13 protein-coding genes are annotated in these 16,789 nt (G+C 38.3%); 3 read left to right on the forward strand and 10 right to left on the reverse strand.

The features are described 5' to 3' along the window. The 6 genes from pstC to GX437_06545 all read right to left on the reverse strand — a co-directional run. Positions 1-581 (reverse strand): phosphate ABC transporter permease subunit PstC (gene pstC, locus GX437_06520; GenBank protein ID NLJ07304.1); only part of this gene is annotated, 581 nt, incomplete at its 3' end. 27 nt (positions 582-608) lie between these two features. Beyond that, complete coding sequence (locus tag GX437_06525; GenBank protein NLJ07305.1) at positions 609-1,556, reverse strand: PstS family phosphate ABC transporter substrate-binding protein; 948 nt, start codon at positions 1,554-1,556, stop codon at positions 609-611. Positions 1,557-1,788: 232 nt separating this feature from the next. Further along, the gene (locus tag GX437_06530) at positions 1,789-3,075 is read right to left on the reverse strand and encodes a tetratricopeptide repeat protein (GenBank protein ID NLJ07306.1); all 1,287 of its coding nucleotides are present in this window, start codon (positions 3,073-3,075) and stop codon (positions 1,789-1,791) included. A 29-nt stretch (positions 3,076-3,104) separates the two neighbouring features. Continuing rightward, complete coding sequence (gene gyrA / locus GX437_06535) at positions 3,105-5,702, reverse strand: DNA gyrase subunit A (GenBank protein NLJ07307.1); 2,598 nt, start codon at positions 5,700-5,702, stop codon at positions 3,105-3,107. Positions 5,703-5,849: 147 nt separating this feature from the next. Further along, the gene (locus GX437_06540) at positions 5,850-8,243 is read right to left on the reverse strand and encodes a hypothetical protein (protein ID NLJ07308.1); all 2,394 of its coding nucleotides are present in this window, start codon (positions 8,241-8,243) and stop codon (positions 5,850-5,852) included. Next, positions 8,243-8,722 (reverse strand): nodulation protein NfeD, encoded by a 480-nt coding sequence (locus GX437_06545; protein ID NLJ07309.1) that lies wholly within the window; start codon positions 8,720-8,722, stop codon positions 8,243-8,245. Before GX437_06545 ends, GX437_06540 begins: the two co-directional genes overlap by 1 nt. Before the next feature lie 187 nt (positions 8,723-8,909). Between GX437_06545 and GX437_06550 the strand changes: the two genes are divergently transcribed. Both GX437_06550 and GX437_06555 read left to right on the forward strand, forming a co-directional pair. Then, positions 8,910-11,297: a hypothetical protein gene (locus GX437_06550; protein ID NLJ07310.1), complete on the forward strand. Its 2,388-nt coding sequence runs from the start codon at positions 8,910-8,912 to the stop codon at positions 11,295-11,297. Between the two features lie 44 nt (positions 11,298-11,341). Next, a complete protein-coding gene (locus GX437_06555) occupies positions 11,342-11,530 on the forward strand; it encodes a DUF1289 domain-containing protein (GenBank protein ID NLJ07311.1) in 189 nt (62 codons plus the stop codon). Positions 11,531-11,545: 15 nt separating this feature from the next. Here GX437_06555 and GX437_06560 read toward each other — a convergent pair whose 3' ends face one another. After that, complete coding sequence (locus tag GX437_06560; GenBank protein NLJ07312.1) at positions 11,546-12,409, reverse strand: hypothetical protein; 864 nt, start codon at positions 12,407-12,409, stop codon at positions 11,546-11,548. 117 nt (positions 12,410-12,526) lie between these two features. Continuing rightward, positions 12,527-14,728, reverse strand: coding sequence for a hypothetical protein (locus tag GX437_06565; GenBank protein ID NLJ07313.1), 2,202 nt, complete (start codon positions 14,726-14,728; stop codon positions 12,527-12,529). Positions 14,729-14,837: 109 nt separating this feature from the next. Between GX437_06565 and GX437_06570 the strand changes: the two genes are divergently transcribed. Next, entirely contained in the window at positions 14,838-15,521 is a 684-nt protein-coding gene (locus tag GX437_06570) for a hypothetical protein (GenBank protein NLJ07314.1), read from the forward strand. Here the strand turns inward: GX437_06570 and GX437_06575 are convergent, their stop codons facing one another. Next, a complete protein-coding gene (locus GX437_06575) occupies positions 15,522-16,409 on the reverse strand; it encodes a DMT family transporter (GenBank protein ID NLJ07315.1) in 888 nt (295 codons plus the stop codon). Beyond that, positions 16,406-16,789: phosphopantothenoylcysteine decarboxylase (locus GX437_06580; protein ID NLJ07316.1), on the reverse strand; the 384-nt coding region annotated here is incomplete at its 5' end. The genes GX437_06580 and GX437_06575, both read right to left, overlap by 4 nt.

Consider the following 16,789-nt stretch of genomic DNA (forward strand, 5'->3'; position numbering starts at 1 on the left):
AATAAAACCCTGAATGTGGTCTGAAACCGTGTGGCACCCATTCCGTAAGAAGCTTCACGGAGAGAATAGGGTACTGCGTAAAGTGCATCCTCACTCAATGATGAAATCATGGGGGTAATCATAATTCCCATGACAATACCAGGTGATAGTGAGTTAAATCCTGATAATGAAGGAATTAACTGTTGCAGAAAAGGAGTTATCACCATCAGTGCAAAGAAACCGTAAACAACTGTGGGAATGGCTGCGAGAATCTCCAGAATAGGCTTGATTGACTTTCTGAAGGATTTTGGAGCATATTCATTCAGGTAAATAGCAATGACAAGACCAAGCGGGAGGGCAATCATAATGGCAATGATGGTAGTAAGTAGGGTACCGCTAAGCAGCGGTAAAATACCATAATGTTTTTCACTGAATAATGGAGTCCACTGTTTCGCTGTAAGAAATTCTATGACAGATACATTTCTGAAAAAAGAAAGGGATTCTGAAATCAATACATATAAAATCCCGATAGTAGTGAGAATACTAATTAATCCACTGAATTTCAGCAGGTTTTCAATTATTTTTTCTTTGACCTTTTTCAAAACCTGGCTTGATAAGCGATTAATGCATTATTTAGGCTGATGTTCTTTTTTGAAATTTGTCCATTTTTCGTTCTGGGTAGCTAATTCAGCTTCGGTCAAAGGAATATACCCAACTTCCTTGCTTAATGCACCGGCATGGTCAAGATAAAAGGTGACAAACTCCTGAACTTCTTTTCTTTCAGCAGCTTTGTTGTTGATATAAATGAAAAGCGGACGTGCAAGATAGTATGATTTATTTCTGACCGTCTCAAGGCTTGGCAATACGGCTCCGTTACCACTGTTAATCCCGACCAGTTTAAGTTTGTCCATATTTTCTTCATAATAAGCAAGGCCAAAAAAACCAAGCGAAAACTTATCGGAAGCAACTCCCTGTACCAACACATTATCATCTTCGCTGGCAGTGAAATCACCACGGCTGGAATGACTTTTTCCGACAACTGCTTCTGTAAAATAATCATAGGTGCCGCTTTCAACACCAGGACCAAATAAATGAATTTCTTCATTTGGCCATTCAGGGCGGATCTGATTCCATCTGGTGATTTTGTTCTGTGCTTCAGGTTCCCAGATTTTTTTGAGTTCTTCAACAGTTATTTCACTGCACCAATTGTTTTCAGGATGAACAATAACAGCTAAACCATCGAAGGCAATCATTAAATCTATATATTTGATATTGTTTTTGTTAGCTAATTCAATTTCTTCATCTTTAATGGGTCTCGAGGCATCATTTATATCTGTTTCACCACGGCAGAATTTTTTAAATCCGCCACCGGTACCTGATAAGCCAACTGTAACTTTAACATCAGGCTGTACCTGACGAAATTCTTCAGCAACGGCTTCAGTGATGGGATAGACGGTACTTGAGCCATCAATACTGATTGACCCTGAGAGTTTTTCTGATTTGTCAGTTTTTGTTTTGCAAGACTGAATCACCAAAATGGGAATTATCATCAGAACTGCTAAAAGAAATTTTTTCATAATTACGAATTAAAGGGTTAAAAAATGAATTTTATTGAAGAACAAAGATTTATGCGTTGTGTTAAGAAACTGTTAAAAAATTTTTACGCTTAAATTAATTCAGAAGGGGTATTTTTAAAATATTGGTTATCAGTAATTTGATAAATCTTTTTGTTACATAATTTATATTATGTTAAGTTGATTAGGCAAAAGAAAAGGTGAGCATAAAATGACTCACCTCTCCTGTTTTGTATTATTTTAGTTTGTTAAGTTCAGTAACTTTCTTCATATCTCCTTTGAGCAGGTAAATTTTTATCAGCAAAGGAATGGCTGCTTTATCAGCAGGATTTAATTCCATGGATTTTTCAAGATACGGAATGGCCATGTCAAAGTATTTTGAATACAAATCCTTCAATTCCTTTTCTCTCGATTCGTTAGCCTTGTCGATAGCCTGATTGTAATAGTCAGCTCCTTTATTGTAATAAATTGTACCGATTTTATTGTTTAACAAAAACCTCATTTCTTTATCGGCATCAGTGGTTTTTTCAAGTGATTTTAAAAATAAGTTCATTGCCTTATTCCAGTATTCATCGGCTTCAGCAGTCTTTTTTTCTTCTGCCAGCTTTTCTGAAATTGTATAATAGGTTTCTCCAAGTGTTACCAGAAAAGTGATGTTATTGGGGTCTTCATTTAATGCAGCTTCAAGTTTGTTTTTCAGCTCATCCATTTTTCCGGCTAACTGATAGATTTGCAGCTCCTTAAGGTCAAGATTTTTCAGAACATTCTTGTCTGTATTAACCTTTTTACCTTTGTCAATCACTGTAAAGGCCCTGGTTGTATCTCCTCTTTCAAAATAAATATCTGCAAGATTGGCATATACTTCAAAACCCTGGAATTTTGCATTGACCAATCCCTGATAAAAACTGACCGCTTTATCCTTTTGTCCGGTCTGATAGGCGCAATTTCCGGCATAATAATAAACATTTTTGGCATCTACCTGGTATCTGGCCAGTTCAAGCACAACGCCCATTGAATCTTTCCCCATCATGGCAAAGGATTCGATAAATTGCTGAAATCTTGTCAAAGCTTTATTGAAGTTCAGATTTGATAGCGATGGATTGGTGGTCAGGTTGATTACACCAAGGTTATATTTATCAGTTCCATCATTGTAAAGCAATAAGGTCAGCTCTTTTAAAACTGCATTGTTATCAGTATAAAAAGCTTTTTTTGCATCAAATTCCCTTGATTTCTTCACTGCTTCAAAGGTTTCGGTTATTGGATCTGCAGTGCTACTCCGGAGAACGGAATCATTTGATGAGGCTATGGATAAATAAATCAGTGCCTTGAAATACCAAGTCTTTGGATCAGTGGCAGTTAATTCATGAGTACTGGCTTTGTCAATGGCTTCCTTCGCCTTTGCAAACTGCCTTTCTTTATAGTAATTCCATGCAGAAGTACGTACATTTGGCTGGCTTTGGGCAAAATAATTAAATCCAAACACCAGCAACAGCAGAATCGGGAATAATTTTTTGTCTTTCATTATTATTAATTTAATTGATTATTGATAAATTATTCATTTTCAGTAATTTGTTCGTCATCTGGTTCAGCCTCATCGGTTTCATCTTCATCATTATCAGGAGCTTCCACCACTTCTTCTTTTTCCTGTTCTTCTTTAGAAATGACCATGTTTTCAGTGTCGTTATCAATTTCTTCCTCATCTGAGTCAGAAATGACCCTTGCAACGCTAACTACCTGATCTCCATCGATTAAGCGAATTAATCTAACTCCTTGTGTTGCTCGTCCCATTACTCTGACATTGCTAACTTTCAATCTGATGGCCAATCCTGATTTGGTGATAATCATAACTTCTTCATCTTCAATTACATTACCAATTGCAACTAATTTGCCTGTTTTTTCGGTAATGTTCATGGTTCTCACTCCTTTGCCTCCCCGTTTAGTAATCCTGTATTCTGAAAGAGGGCTTCGTTTACCGTAACCATTTTCCGTGATTGGCAGAATCGTTTCATTTTCATCGTTCACTGTGAGCATGCCTACTACCCTGTCGTCTTTATGTCTGGAAAGCCGTATGCCCCTCACTCCTGCTGCTGTTCTGCCCATTGGCCTGACATCGCTTTCATGAAATCTGACGGCCTGTCCATACAACGACCCCAGCATAATCCATGAATTCCCATCTGTTTTAATGACTTCAATCAGTTCATCTCCTTCATTGATAGTAATAGCCTTAATACCTCCAGCTCTTGGACGGGAATAAGCCTCGAGCGGGGTTTTCTTGATTTGCCCCTGCTGGGTTGCAAAAACAATGTAGGTGTTTTTGATGTAATTTTCATCTTCCAGATCTTCAACCGAAAGAAATGCCTTGATGTTTTCACTGGGTTCAAGCTGTATCAGGTTTTGAATTGGTCTTCCTTTCGTATTCTTTTCACCTTCCGGAAGTTCATACACATTCTGCCAGTAGCATTTTCCCTTGTTGGTAAATAAAAGCAGGTAATTATGTGCTTTCGACACAAAGATGTGTTTCACGAAATCGTTGTCTCTGTAACCTGTCGCTTTTGAACCACGACCACCACGTTTTTGTGTGCGGTATTCTGCCAGCAATGTACGTTTGATGTATCCGTTATGTGTAATGGTAATAACAAATTCATCATTGGGTATAATATCTTTGATGTTGATGTCATCGGCTGAATGAACTATTTCTGTCCTTCTTTCATCTCCGTATTTCGATTTTATTTCGAGTAATTCACTTTTGATTAGTTCCATTCTAAGCGATTCATCTGCAAGCAGTTGGCGTAATCTTTCGATTTGCTGCATGACTTCTTCATATTCCTGCCTTAGTTTATCCCTTTCAAGTCCTACCAGTCGTTGCAGACGCATTTCAAGGATGGCTTTTGCCTGTATTTCTGAAAGGCTGAATCTTTCAATGAGGCCGTTTTTGGCTTCTTCCTGAGTTCTTGATCCCCTGATCAGACTGATTACTTCATCAATATTGTCGAGGGCAATTAATAAACCTTCAAGGACGTGAGCTCGTTTTTCAGCTTCTGCGAGTTCATATTTTGCCCTGCGAATAACGACTTCATGCCTGTGTTCAACAAAATAGACGATAAAATCTTTCAGCGTAAGTGTTTTAGGCTTATTCTTTACCAGGGCTATAGCATTGACGCTGAAGGAGGATTGCAGAGGTGTGAACTTGTAGAGATTGTTTAAAACAACCTGAGGATTGGCATCTTTTCTTAATTCGTAAACCACCCTGACCCCATCCCTGTCGGATTCATCACGCAAGTCGGTAATTCCGTCAATGACTTTTTCTGTTACCAGCTCTGCTGTCCGGATAATCATCTGCGATTTATTGACCTGATACGGCAGTTCGGTAACTATAATCTGCTGTTTGCCATTGTCGAGGGTTTCAATTTCAGCTTTTCCGCGAAGAATAATTCTTCCCCTTCCTGTTTTGTAGGATTCAATGACTCCGTCATAGCCATAAATAATGCCTCCTGTAGGAAAATCAGGGGCTTTGACATATTTCATCAGCTCTTCAATGCTGATGTCGCGATTGTCAATAAATTGAATGATGGCATCGATGACTTCAGAAAGGTTATGAGGCGGAATATTGGTAGCCATTCCGACTGCAATACCGGAAGAACCATTGATCAGCAGGTTAGGTATTGCTGCAGGTAAAACAACGGGCTCTTCTAATGTATCATCGAAATTTGATTTGAAATCTACGGTGTCTTTTTCAATATCGGCCAGCATTTCTTCGGCTATTTTCATCAATCTGGCTTCGGTATATCGCATGGCAGCAGGACTGTCGCCATCCAGAGAACCAAAGTTACCTTGTCCGTCCACCAACTGGTAGCGAAGGCTCCACGGTTGCGCCATTCTGACCATAGATTCATATACGGCAAGGTCTCCATGAGGATGATATTTCCCTAATACTTCTCCGACTATTCTGGCTGATTTTTTATATGGTCGATTGTGCCATAAGGCTAATTCACGCATTCCGAACAACACCCTGCGATGTACAGGTTTTAGCCCATCTCTGACGTCTGGTAAGGCACGTGAAACGATTACTGACATTGAATAGTCAATGTATGCCGATTTCATCTGGTCGTTTATATCAACATTGACTACTTTTCCTTTTAACTCGGTCATTTAATTCCCTTTACAAATATATAATTGCAGTTTATTGAAACAAATTATTTTGGTGCAAAGGTAGTTTTTTTCTGCTTTGTTCCAAACAATACTGAGGGATTTATTCACAATTCAGGAGAATATTTGTCTTTAGTAAATGGTTGATTTTCAATTAATTTCAATTACTGTTACACCCTCTCCCCCACGTTCAGGCTCTTCAAAAGCTATTTTGGTTACAAATGTAAATTTTCGTAAATGCTGCTGAATGGCATCTTTCAGGATACCTTTTCCTGTTCCGTGAATGATTCGCAGGGTATGAACCCGGTTGATAAGAGCATTATCCACAAATTCCTCTATTTTTTCAAGTGCTTCTTCTTTTCTCATTCCCCTGACATCAATCTGAAGCAAGGGAATCTCTTCCTTTGTTTTGGTCCGGATAATTTTATTTGAGGTTACTGATGGATCAGGCCTGACTGTCTTTTCAAGCAAGTTCACAGAAATTTTCAGACGCTGATTCTCAAATACTAAGGTGGCTACTTCTTTATTAATACTTTCTATATAGCCTGTCATGTTACTTCCTGAAATTTTTGCCCAGTCGCCTGTTGAAACGGGATTTTTTTCTGATCGAACGACTTCAGTATCCTGAGTGCGTATTAGCTGTTTCTTTTCTGCAATTTTACTGATTATTTCACTGGCTTTCTGCTTTTTAACTGCTTCATCTTTCTGTTTTTCCCATTGACTGATGAGTTTTTCGAAGTGTCGTTTCAGGTCTGTCAGGTATTGTTGTGCCTTTTCTTTCGAAAGAGCTTTTTGTTCCTTCATTCTGTTTTGATAATTCTCTTTGAGTTTTCTGTATTCTGACAACATAGAGGCGGTTTCCTGCAATGCAAGTTTCAGTTTTTCCTGCAGCTTTTCATTCTCTTTTTTTTCCTTGCTTAGCTCAGAAAGTATCTGATCATACCGGAAAAGGAGCTGGTTTCCTTTGTTTTTGATAAAATCGATGAATTCATTGTCAAAACCTGCATTTTTTAAAATTTCATAGGTATAAGAACTTCCGGCTTTACCGGTTTCAAGACGGTATGAGGGTGTCAGTGTTTTATGGTCGAAAAGCATGGCAGCATTGATGATTTCTGAAAAGGAAAATGCCATATTTTTCAGGTTGAGATAGTGAGTGGCGACAAGGCCGAAGGAATTTCTCCGAATAAGTTTTTCCAATATACCTTCTGCTACTGCTCCTCCTACCTGAGGCTCAGTACCGCTTCCAAATTCATCCAGTAAAAACAAAGTTTTTTCATCAGCGTTTTGCATTAAAAGATAATATGTTTTTAAGCGTGCTGAATAGGTACTTAGCTCATTATCAATAGATTGATTATCTCCAAAATCGGTGATTATTTTTTGAAAAAGATAAATTTCTGATTGAGGTTCAACGGGTACAGGAAAGCCGGCCATCAGCATGATCTGAATGAGGCAGACAGTTTTAAGGGCGATGGTTTTTCCGCCTGCATTTGGTCCGGAAATTATCATGATCCTCGATTCAGAGGATAAATTCAGGTTCAGCGGAACCGTATGTCTCTCATATTGCCGGTTTTTAATATATAATACGGGATGATAGGCATTGACAAGATGGATAAGCGGTTTTTGAGAAAAAACAGGCTTTGAACAATGATAATGCAATGCAAACTTTGCTTTAGCCAGTAAAACGTCAAAATGAATCATTAATTGATAATAAGAGGCAAAAGAAGCTGCGTAGGGAGAAATTTCTCTACATAAGTCTTTGATTATGCGGTTAATTTCGGTATTCTCTTCCTGCTTCAGGCGCATGATTCTGTTCTGAAGCTCAATGATTAAAAGTGGTTGGATAAACAACGTTTTTCCACTCCCCGATTCATCGATATAAATTCCTTTGATGTTTCTCTTAAACTTGCTCTTTATGGCTAAAACCCTGTCGCCATGTCTGATACTTTGTTCCTCATCACTTAACCATTCGTTTTTTCTGGCGTGCTGAAGGATTTTTTCAAATTCGGCTTCTGCTTGTTTTTCAATGATTTTAATCTGTTTTCGTATTTCGGAAAGCTTCTTACTGGCAGTGTCTTTCACATCTCCCTGATCATCAAATACTTTATCAAAATACTCAGGACATTTTTTTTCAAATCCGGTTTGCTGAAATACGCTGAAAATCAATGGGAGTTTTTCATGATTAGTTTGTATATGTTTAAAAACCGACTGATAATTTAAAATAAACTGATACATGGAGAAAAGGTCTGCCCTTTCCATGACATAACCTTCGATATTCAGCAGCAAAGTTTTTTCTGAAAGATCGGTAAAATCATCAATGATGAAAGGTGAACCTGTGAGCAGGTAGTCTTTCAGTTCGATGCAGAGAGATAATTCAAAGGAAATTTTATTTTCATCTGTTAAAAGATCAATCTCATGAAGTTTTTCAATGCCAGACCCTGTTTGACAAAATTGTTGGATTTCAGTTATAATCCGATGAAATTCGACCTGATTTAATAAATCATCAGGAAAGAGAAAGGGCGGGAAATTTTCTGGAGGAGGATTCATCAGGCTTTATTGTCTGGCTCGCTGAGTTCTCTGACATAAATTTTATTTCCCGAAAGCTTGATGACTTCAATTTGTTTGCCATGCAGAATAAACTCGCCTAAGGAATGAACCTCAAAACTGGCATTGTTGATACGTGCTTTCCCTGCTGGTTTAATATCAGAAAGGCAAATACCGGTATCTCCAACTTTAACAGATTCATTTTCAATAACATTTGATTTACTGGTAATGGCATTTTTATTGGCAAGTTTCGACCATGCATCACTTTTTGCACCATAAATAATCAGTCCGATAATGAGCGAAAGGGTTATGACAAGGCTGAGATGGCCTGCAGATGAACCGTGTTGGGTGTAAGCAAAGAAAATCCCCAAAATGGCCAGTAAAATTCCGACAATACCTACCACTGTTGTACCCGGGATAAAAAAGAGTTCAATAAAAAACAAGGCAACACCTATGAAAAGCAATAAGATAATCCAACCCATTTTCTATCTTTTTAAATTTTATGCAAAAATACAATTCATCGGACTTCAAAAAGATAGCCATCCTGAAAATTTTCAATCATTGATTTGATGATTTGTATTAGTTTTGACCTTTGAATAATCTTGCTATTTCTGTGAAAAACTAAAAAATTCAACAAGCAAATTTTATCTTATGAAAAAATCTTTTACTATGTACAGGTTATTGACATCATTCGTTTTGTTCATGGTATGGAGTATTTGTGTTCAATCGCAGATGTATCCCGATTCTTATTATGAAAAAATTAATCCTGAGGTATTCAGACCTTCATTGATGGCTGAAGTAATTTTAAGTCAGTTGAATAAACACAGGGAAGATCTGAATATTGAAAATCTGTTCAAGCATGATATTCTGGAAAAAGCTGCTGACGATCAGGCTCTTTATATGGCAACCATTGAAGAAGCTACCTTAAAAAACAAAGGCAATAAAAAAACAACAGCCGACAGAATGAAGTTGTATGGAGGTACTCACATGGTAGAAGAAATAGTAGCCAAAGCCAATTGTTTTAATGGCAAGGAACCACGAACCTATCTCGAGGTAGCCGAAGAAATTGTGAGTAAGTGGATCATGAAGAAAAAGACTTTGCTGATTATTGATAATCAAAAGTACATTTTTGCCGGTGTAGGTGCTGTGGTCGATTATAACGGGAAAAAAGTTTATGTTTCAGCTGTATTTGGCAATCATTATTCTTTTAATGCCGGCTCAAAACTCAGAAATTCAATGGATGTTCCTTATACCACCAAACGCTATGGGCTCAAACCTTATGATGATAAAATCTGTAAGAGGTGCAAGAAATTTGAAAACATTGAACAGTTGCATAAAGCCTTGTCGGTGAAAGACGGGAAAGTTTATTTTCATTACAACGATAATATCAAGGCATTCAGAAAACTCATCCGCAACCCCAAAGATGGCTTTGCCATCGACATTGTTCAGAAAAACCAGTACAATTGCATTGGCGACAACATTGTTGATTACAACCTGATCACAAAAGGGGTTTTGTTAAAGCCCATGTTTGCTCCGAAAATTTATAAGAAAAACATGATTCCGGGTGAAAAGCTGAAAGATCTGATGGTCGTCATCGGTACCATTCCTGATGACATTAAAGGAGAGTATGAACTGAATTTACTGGTTATTCAGGATAAACATGTATGTAAAACAATTACAAAGACTTACGTTGAAGGTGGCGATGTTGACTATTTTAATCCCCTGGAGCTGATTCCGGATACTGTTTCTATTCCTACGGAAGAAGTTTATGTCCCAAAGGCTGACACCAATACCCTCTATTTCATTGTTCCCTTTGAAAAAGGTAAGTATGAGTACAAACCGGAAGACATTGAGCCATTGATTACCGCATTGAAAAAACCCGATTTTATCATTCTTGAACTGACTATTGCTGCTTATTCTTCCATCGAAGGCAGTGACGAAACCAACCTGATGCTTCAGAAAAAGAGAGCAGAAAGCATTGTCAATGCCTTGAAATCGAGGCAGAAAGATAATTTTATCAGTCAGATAAAAACGGATTATGCATGGGAGAATTTTAAGAATGATATTTTAGCAACAAAATATTCATTTCTGGCAGATAAAACCATGGAAGAAGCCAAGGAATATATTAAATCTCACAACCTGCTCAATGAACTTGAACCTATACTGGCCAAACACCGCTATGCTGAAATTTTTATGACAGTAACCTATGATATTCAGGGAAATAAAGAGCAGGCCTTTGTGGTGGATAAGTTTAACCGCACCATTACCAAGGATGATATTCCTTTTGCATTCAGCATTCAGAAATACATTATTAATAAAGTGGTTGAAAAGATTTACAGTGCTTCAGCAGCCACCAATATGAGTATTCCTGAGGAAAACCGCAATGCTCCGTTTTTAATCAATAAACTCTATCTGGAAAAAATCGCCACTAAAAACAAGCTGAATGATGACTACTGCGACCGGATTAATACCCTTCATCTCTATGCTCCGAATAATCCTTACATCCTTTACAATAAAACCTGTTGCGATGTATTTCACTGTGAATTTGAAACTCAGGAAGAGATTAACAAACTTCAGAATAAAATCGATCAACTGTACAATACAAAAATCGAAAAGAAGATTGTTGACCAGTTAAACCTTGATTTTCAGTTCAAAATGATAAAATACCTTGATACAACAGCCAAACCGAGCCCGACTGTTCAGAAAGCATTTGAGAAAATTAAAACTATTGTCAATCTTGACGAAAATGACTGGAAAAACTCTCTGGAGCTTGCCCAGTTGTTCATAAAATATAAGGATTTCAACTTTGCTATCAAACTTCTTGATCCATTGGTAGATAACCCGGAAGTCAGCGAAGAGTTTTTATTTACTTATGTTTCACTGTGTTCTCTTTATCAGCCGAAACTGATGTCGAATAAATTTTCGAGAGCACTGGAGCGTGCCAGTAAAATGAACCCGAGACGTTATTGTGAGCTCTTTAAAGGAGATAAATTCAGCTTTCAGGTATTTGACAATCCATACGTAAAGGATTATTACTGCAAGACTTGTGTGAAATAGGCCGGATTTTCCGAACAATTTTCAGGCTTATTTGTTTTACTGTCATGAAAGAGATTCAAAGTCCCTGTATCAGCGTTTGCACCTATAATGAAGAAAGGATTTGTATCGGGTGTTACCGTAGTGAAGAAGAAATCTCCAACTGGTTGTTTATGAGTGCGGAAGAAAAACAGCAGGTAATCAGAAACACCATGCAGAGAAAAGGAAGTGATTATTATGGGAATAACCCGTTTTAAAAATGGTTAAATTCCTTATTCAATGACAATTACCAGATATTTTGAGCTGCTCCAGAATTTGGTTGGATCGGTGATAATTAATTTATCATAGCCATAAGTACCTGAAAATCTATATGTTCCGGTCGGGTGTGTTGTCAACAGCCGGGCTTTTTTCGTGCTTAGGTTAATTTCATCTGTCTTTGAAATATCAATTTCCCTGAAACATTTAAGTTCGAAATTCTGTTTTAATTGCATGATTTTACCAATTCCGATAAATCCGCCTTCTTTTGTCAGAATATTGCACAGTTTCAATTCTTTTTCAGTTCCTACTGCCAGCCATGCCCTGTTCATTTCGCTGACTTTTTCTTCGATTTCTCTTTCTTTTTCAGCAACAATATCTTTCAATGTATCGACAGTGGCTGTCAGATAACCCACTTCAATGTTCAGTTTCTCAAGTTTGACATTCAGACTGGCAATTTCATTGTCTTTACTTTCAATCTGATTCTGAAGAAAATCAATCAGCTTTTGAAGTTCACGGTTTTTATTACCACTTCTCTCGGCAATTTTCTCAAGATTCTGAATTTTATTCCTGTTTTCTTCCATCAGGTCGTTAATCAGGTTAATATCTTCAATGATACGCTCCTTTAAATCTTCTTCAGGTTCACCCTGAGTTTCTGAAACAGACAGATCAATGATGTTTTGAGCTTTTTTAATCTCTTCAAGGTTCATCTGAATGTCATTAAAAGCCTTGATAAACTCAATGACTTTCTGGTCTTTCTGACCGGCAACGGCTTTCAGGCTGTCATTCTGCTCTTCACATTGCTCCAACTCGGTCTTATAACTGTGGCAGGAGGCAAGAATGATCAGAAGGAATATCAATGAAACTGCTTTCATATTCAATTGGTAAGTGTTTAATTTTCGTTCAAAATTACTGGTAAAAAGGACTTAAAAAACTTATTTGAAAGATTTTTTTATACGGACGGAAAAATGCTTTTAAGACTACTTTTAGTTGAAAAACTATTCGAAATCTTTATATCTGGGTTTAATTTTCCTTCGGAAAATATTTACCTCTCCCCCATCATATCCCTCAAAATCTTTTCCTATACCGAAATATCGTTTACTGGCGAGCTTTTCTTTTTCTTTACTATCCGGGAAAAACTTTTCCGAATTGTTGGTTAAAACAGTGTCTTTTTGTTGTTTTCCTGATTCAAAATCTTCCGTGAAATAATTATCAACTCCCTGAAAATCAGCAAATATGCATATCTGATCACTGTACAGGTGATAAACAGACGTTACACCCGGAGGATTCTGACTTTCATAATTGTTCCAGCCATAATGATGTCCTTTTCCGCTGATATAGGTATCATCACCTTCTGTATCAATGAAAAAAGTCTGACTCATATTGATGGCATAGCCAAGTCCATCATCATGAACTTTATAATAATCATTTCCTCCTTTTTCATACAGGATAGCAATGACATAGTCGTGGGCAAAGGCAATACCTGCCGCGAGTTTTCCCCAATTAACATGCTTGTCGTTGCCACCTTCATCAAACAGGCAACCGATTGCAAAGTGTGCTCCGGCAGCCTGAGCCCAGTGGGTGCTGTAATATTCATCATTTCCGCTTTTATCGCAGAGCAATCCTATTCCATACCAATATCCGCAGCCTTGCGACCAACCACCGGCTTCGTATTTATCATTTCCCGACAGGTCGATCAGTGTTCCCATACCGCCTGCCCAGCTATGTCCATCGGTAACATCTCCCCTTCGCCCGATACCGCAGCCCTGAACATAAGAGTAATTGTACTGCCCTTTTTCAGAATGCCAGTAATCGCTTCTGAATACGACAGCCGTATCTTTTTCAGCGAAATAATAATCGTCACCCGTTCGGTTTATCAATGTACCAACACCGCCAATTCCTCCGTATCCTTGCCCATCTCCCCATATTTTGTACCTGTCATTTCCTTTATTGTCGATGGCAAGTCCAACACCCAGATAGGCGGCTCCCTGACCGTCCGTCCACATCTGATAATTATCGTTGCCATTTAAATCGCATAAAATACCAATACCCAGCATGGCAGCCCCCTGACTTAACCGTTTGGATTGATAAGTATCGTTACCTGATACGTCAAGCAGCATGGCAGCACCGAAAATGGCTGATCCATGTGCAGGTGTATATTCGTCATCATTTTCATAAACATCATCTCCTTCTATATCAATGACTAACGCAACAGGGACACTTAAAGACGGTGTGGCCCCTGCCGGTCCGTACCAATGATCGTCTCCACCAAGGTCAAGGACAAAAAATGCATCATTATAGCTGTGGACATCATCTTTTGAACCTGAAATGACAATTCTGCCTATTGGGGTTTGCCAATCCAGATATTGCTCTTTCCAGTTAATTGGCAGTTTAGAGGCTTTTAGTTTAATAATGGTGTCGCTAAGTTCCTGCGATATAGCCATGAGTTTTATCCCGGCATATAAAATCGAAGCCATGTCGATATCTTTTGCCGCATCTTCAAGATAGGGATAATATTCCATTCCGTCAAACTGGGTCTCTCCCAGGTGTCTGATTCTCCAGCATTTTGCAGCATCCTGATAATCAACATTTCTCATTCCAATCTGGACAAACCGCCATGCTTCCGTGAGGTTTATGATGGCGGCAGCTATTACCGGCTGAAGTTTCGGGTCAATTTTTTTCAGCTGTATGCTTAAATCTTTCTCATTCAGCGGAAATTCTCCTTTCTCTCCCATTCTGTTGTAGGTAAAGGTATTGTGAGAAGTCAGGTAAATGTTTTTAATGGCGTTGAGCAATGGCTGCTCTTTGCTGACTTCTGCCCATAGTGAGGCACTGTATGCTCTGAACTGACTGTTATAAGGCATAACTCCGCAATAGAAGCCTGTTTTCATAATGCCGTCATGTGCAGTTTTCAGATATTCAGGATGTAAAAAATCTTCAACAGCTACGGTCATTGTGCTGAGGTAATCATAAATGTATTGGGGTTGGGCAAAAAGGTCATCAAATATATTCAACTTAAAAGGAATCTGTTTGGGATCGGGATACCTCATCCAGTAAGATTTCGGTTGCCAGCCCAGATTGTTTTCCGTTATTCCCAATCGATCCATTATTTGTTGCAGGCCGTCTTTCGGCTTTTCCTGTCCAAAAGCAGGAGATAATGTCAGAAAAATTGAGATAATTGCGATGAACCTGTTTTTCATTGTTTGATTTTTTAATTGTTTTGGCGAAAAAAATCAGTGGTGAAGATAATTTTATTTATCAAATGATGGTTCTATTTTTGAAGCATCTTTTTACTTCTAAATTTTCAGGATGAAAAGCCTTTTTGTTATTCTGTTTCAGCTTATTGTGTTCACCGGAATCAGCTTTGCCCAGAAAGGAGTTTATGTCAGATCTTATGGCAGTGCTGCCGTTCCGTTTTTAGAAATAGCTTCAAAATCATGGAGTTCTGAAATATCCTGCGGAGGCTTTGCCAAATTAGGTTACCATGCAGGACTCGAAGGACAATTTATGTTTTCCAACTCTTTTGGGTTAGTTCTGGGTGGAAATGTTTTTGATTTTGGACTGGATCATCAGTCAATAGAAAAAAAATCGATCAATTCGTCCACCGATTCAAATGTAAGGGCTGAAACAGGATCATGGCTGTTCAGGTTTATTTCTTTTGGCCCTTTATATAAGTTTTCAATTTCTGAAAAATGGTCTTTTGATGTTGCACTTGCCGGCTCATATTATACCATACATTATCCTTATCTCAGGCGAATTATCACCAATAAGCAGGGAATTCCTTCAACTTTCACAAGAGAGACCCCATCAGCAAAATCATTTGGCGTTTCGGCAGATGCATCCCTGATTCGCTATCTTAATGAAAATCTGATGTTTTCACTTTCTGCCGGATTATTTTATACTCAGCCTGAATTTGAGTTTACTGATTTAAGTAAAAAAAAATATACAGCACTTGCCCTTCATTCAGGTATTGGCCTGATTTATAAGTTTTAATCAGAGAAAAAGTAGGGATGTCCCAAGTACTGAAATGACTGCACCGGCAATTTCTTTCAGGGAAATTTTTTGTTTATAAATGATAATCAAAGGGATAATGATGAGAACAGGTACTAAAGCCATGATGGTTGATGCAATACCGGTCTGGGTATGCTGCACCGCCAGCAAAGAAAAGGAAACACCCAGAAAGGGCCCGAAAACTGACCCAAATAATATGTTTTTCATGGCAGGTCGTATGGTAAATGTTTCGAAAACCATTCCCCATTTTTTCATTCCTGTGACTACTATTGCAAAACCAACAATGCCGGTAATGGTTCGGATTTGGGTAGAGGCAAAAGCATTGTAGTCCTGCATGCCATATTTACTGAGAATCAGTCCGAAAGCTTGTCCCAAAGCACCTAAAAATGCGTAAAAAATACCTTTTGAAGAGTGTTTGAACCTGAAGCCATTTCCGTCTGTATTCCGTGAAAGAACGGTAACTCCGATACCGGAAACTACCAGCAACATTCCGCTTATTTCTTTGAAATTCATGGTCTCGTGCAGAAAGATAAATCCAAAGAGAGCGGTAACGGGTGGCACCATGGTCATGACCAGCATGGAAATGCGTGAACTGATAAAAGTATAGGATTTAAAGAGGAAATAATCGCCTAAGACAAAGCCGATAAGGCCTGATAATGATAGCCATATCCATTGATGAAGCCCGGCATCGGTAGGTAAAAACTTTCCATATAAAAGAAAGGTAAGCACAGAGAGGAAAACGAAAGCAAAGACAAGCCTGATAATATTTACAGTAAGTGAACCGACTCGTTTGGAAGCTGCTTCAAAGGCAAGAGCGGTTATGGTCCAGCAAATAGCGGTCAGGAGGGCAAATACTTCTCCGGTCATCATAGCATTGTTTCAATCCTTGCAAGGATGTCGAAGGCTACCTCTTTTTTTGATTTTAAGGTAAATGGGATAATTGTCCCGTTTCTTTCAAGGATGGTAATTTGATTGGTATCTGTGCCAAATCCGGCACCTTTGTCTTTCAGCGAGTTTAATACAATCATGTCGCAGTTTTTTTCAATCAGTTTTTTCCGGCTGTTTTCAATTTCATTTTCGGTTTCCAGACTGAATCCTACCAGGATCTGCCAGTTTTGTTTCATTTTACCCAAGGTGGCAAGGATGTCCTTCGTTTTTCTGAGTTTAAGAATAAAAGAATCATCTCCTTTTTTTATTTTCTCTGAATGATATTCAGCAGGGGTATAATCTGCAACGGCAGCAGCTAAAAC

The organism is Sphingobacteriales bacterium (assembly GCA_012517435.1).
In the GTDB taxonomy this organism is placed as follows: Bacteria; Bacteroidota; Bacteroidia; order CAILMK01; family JAAYUY01; genus JAAYUY01.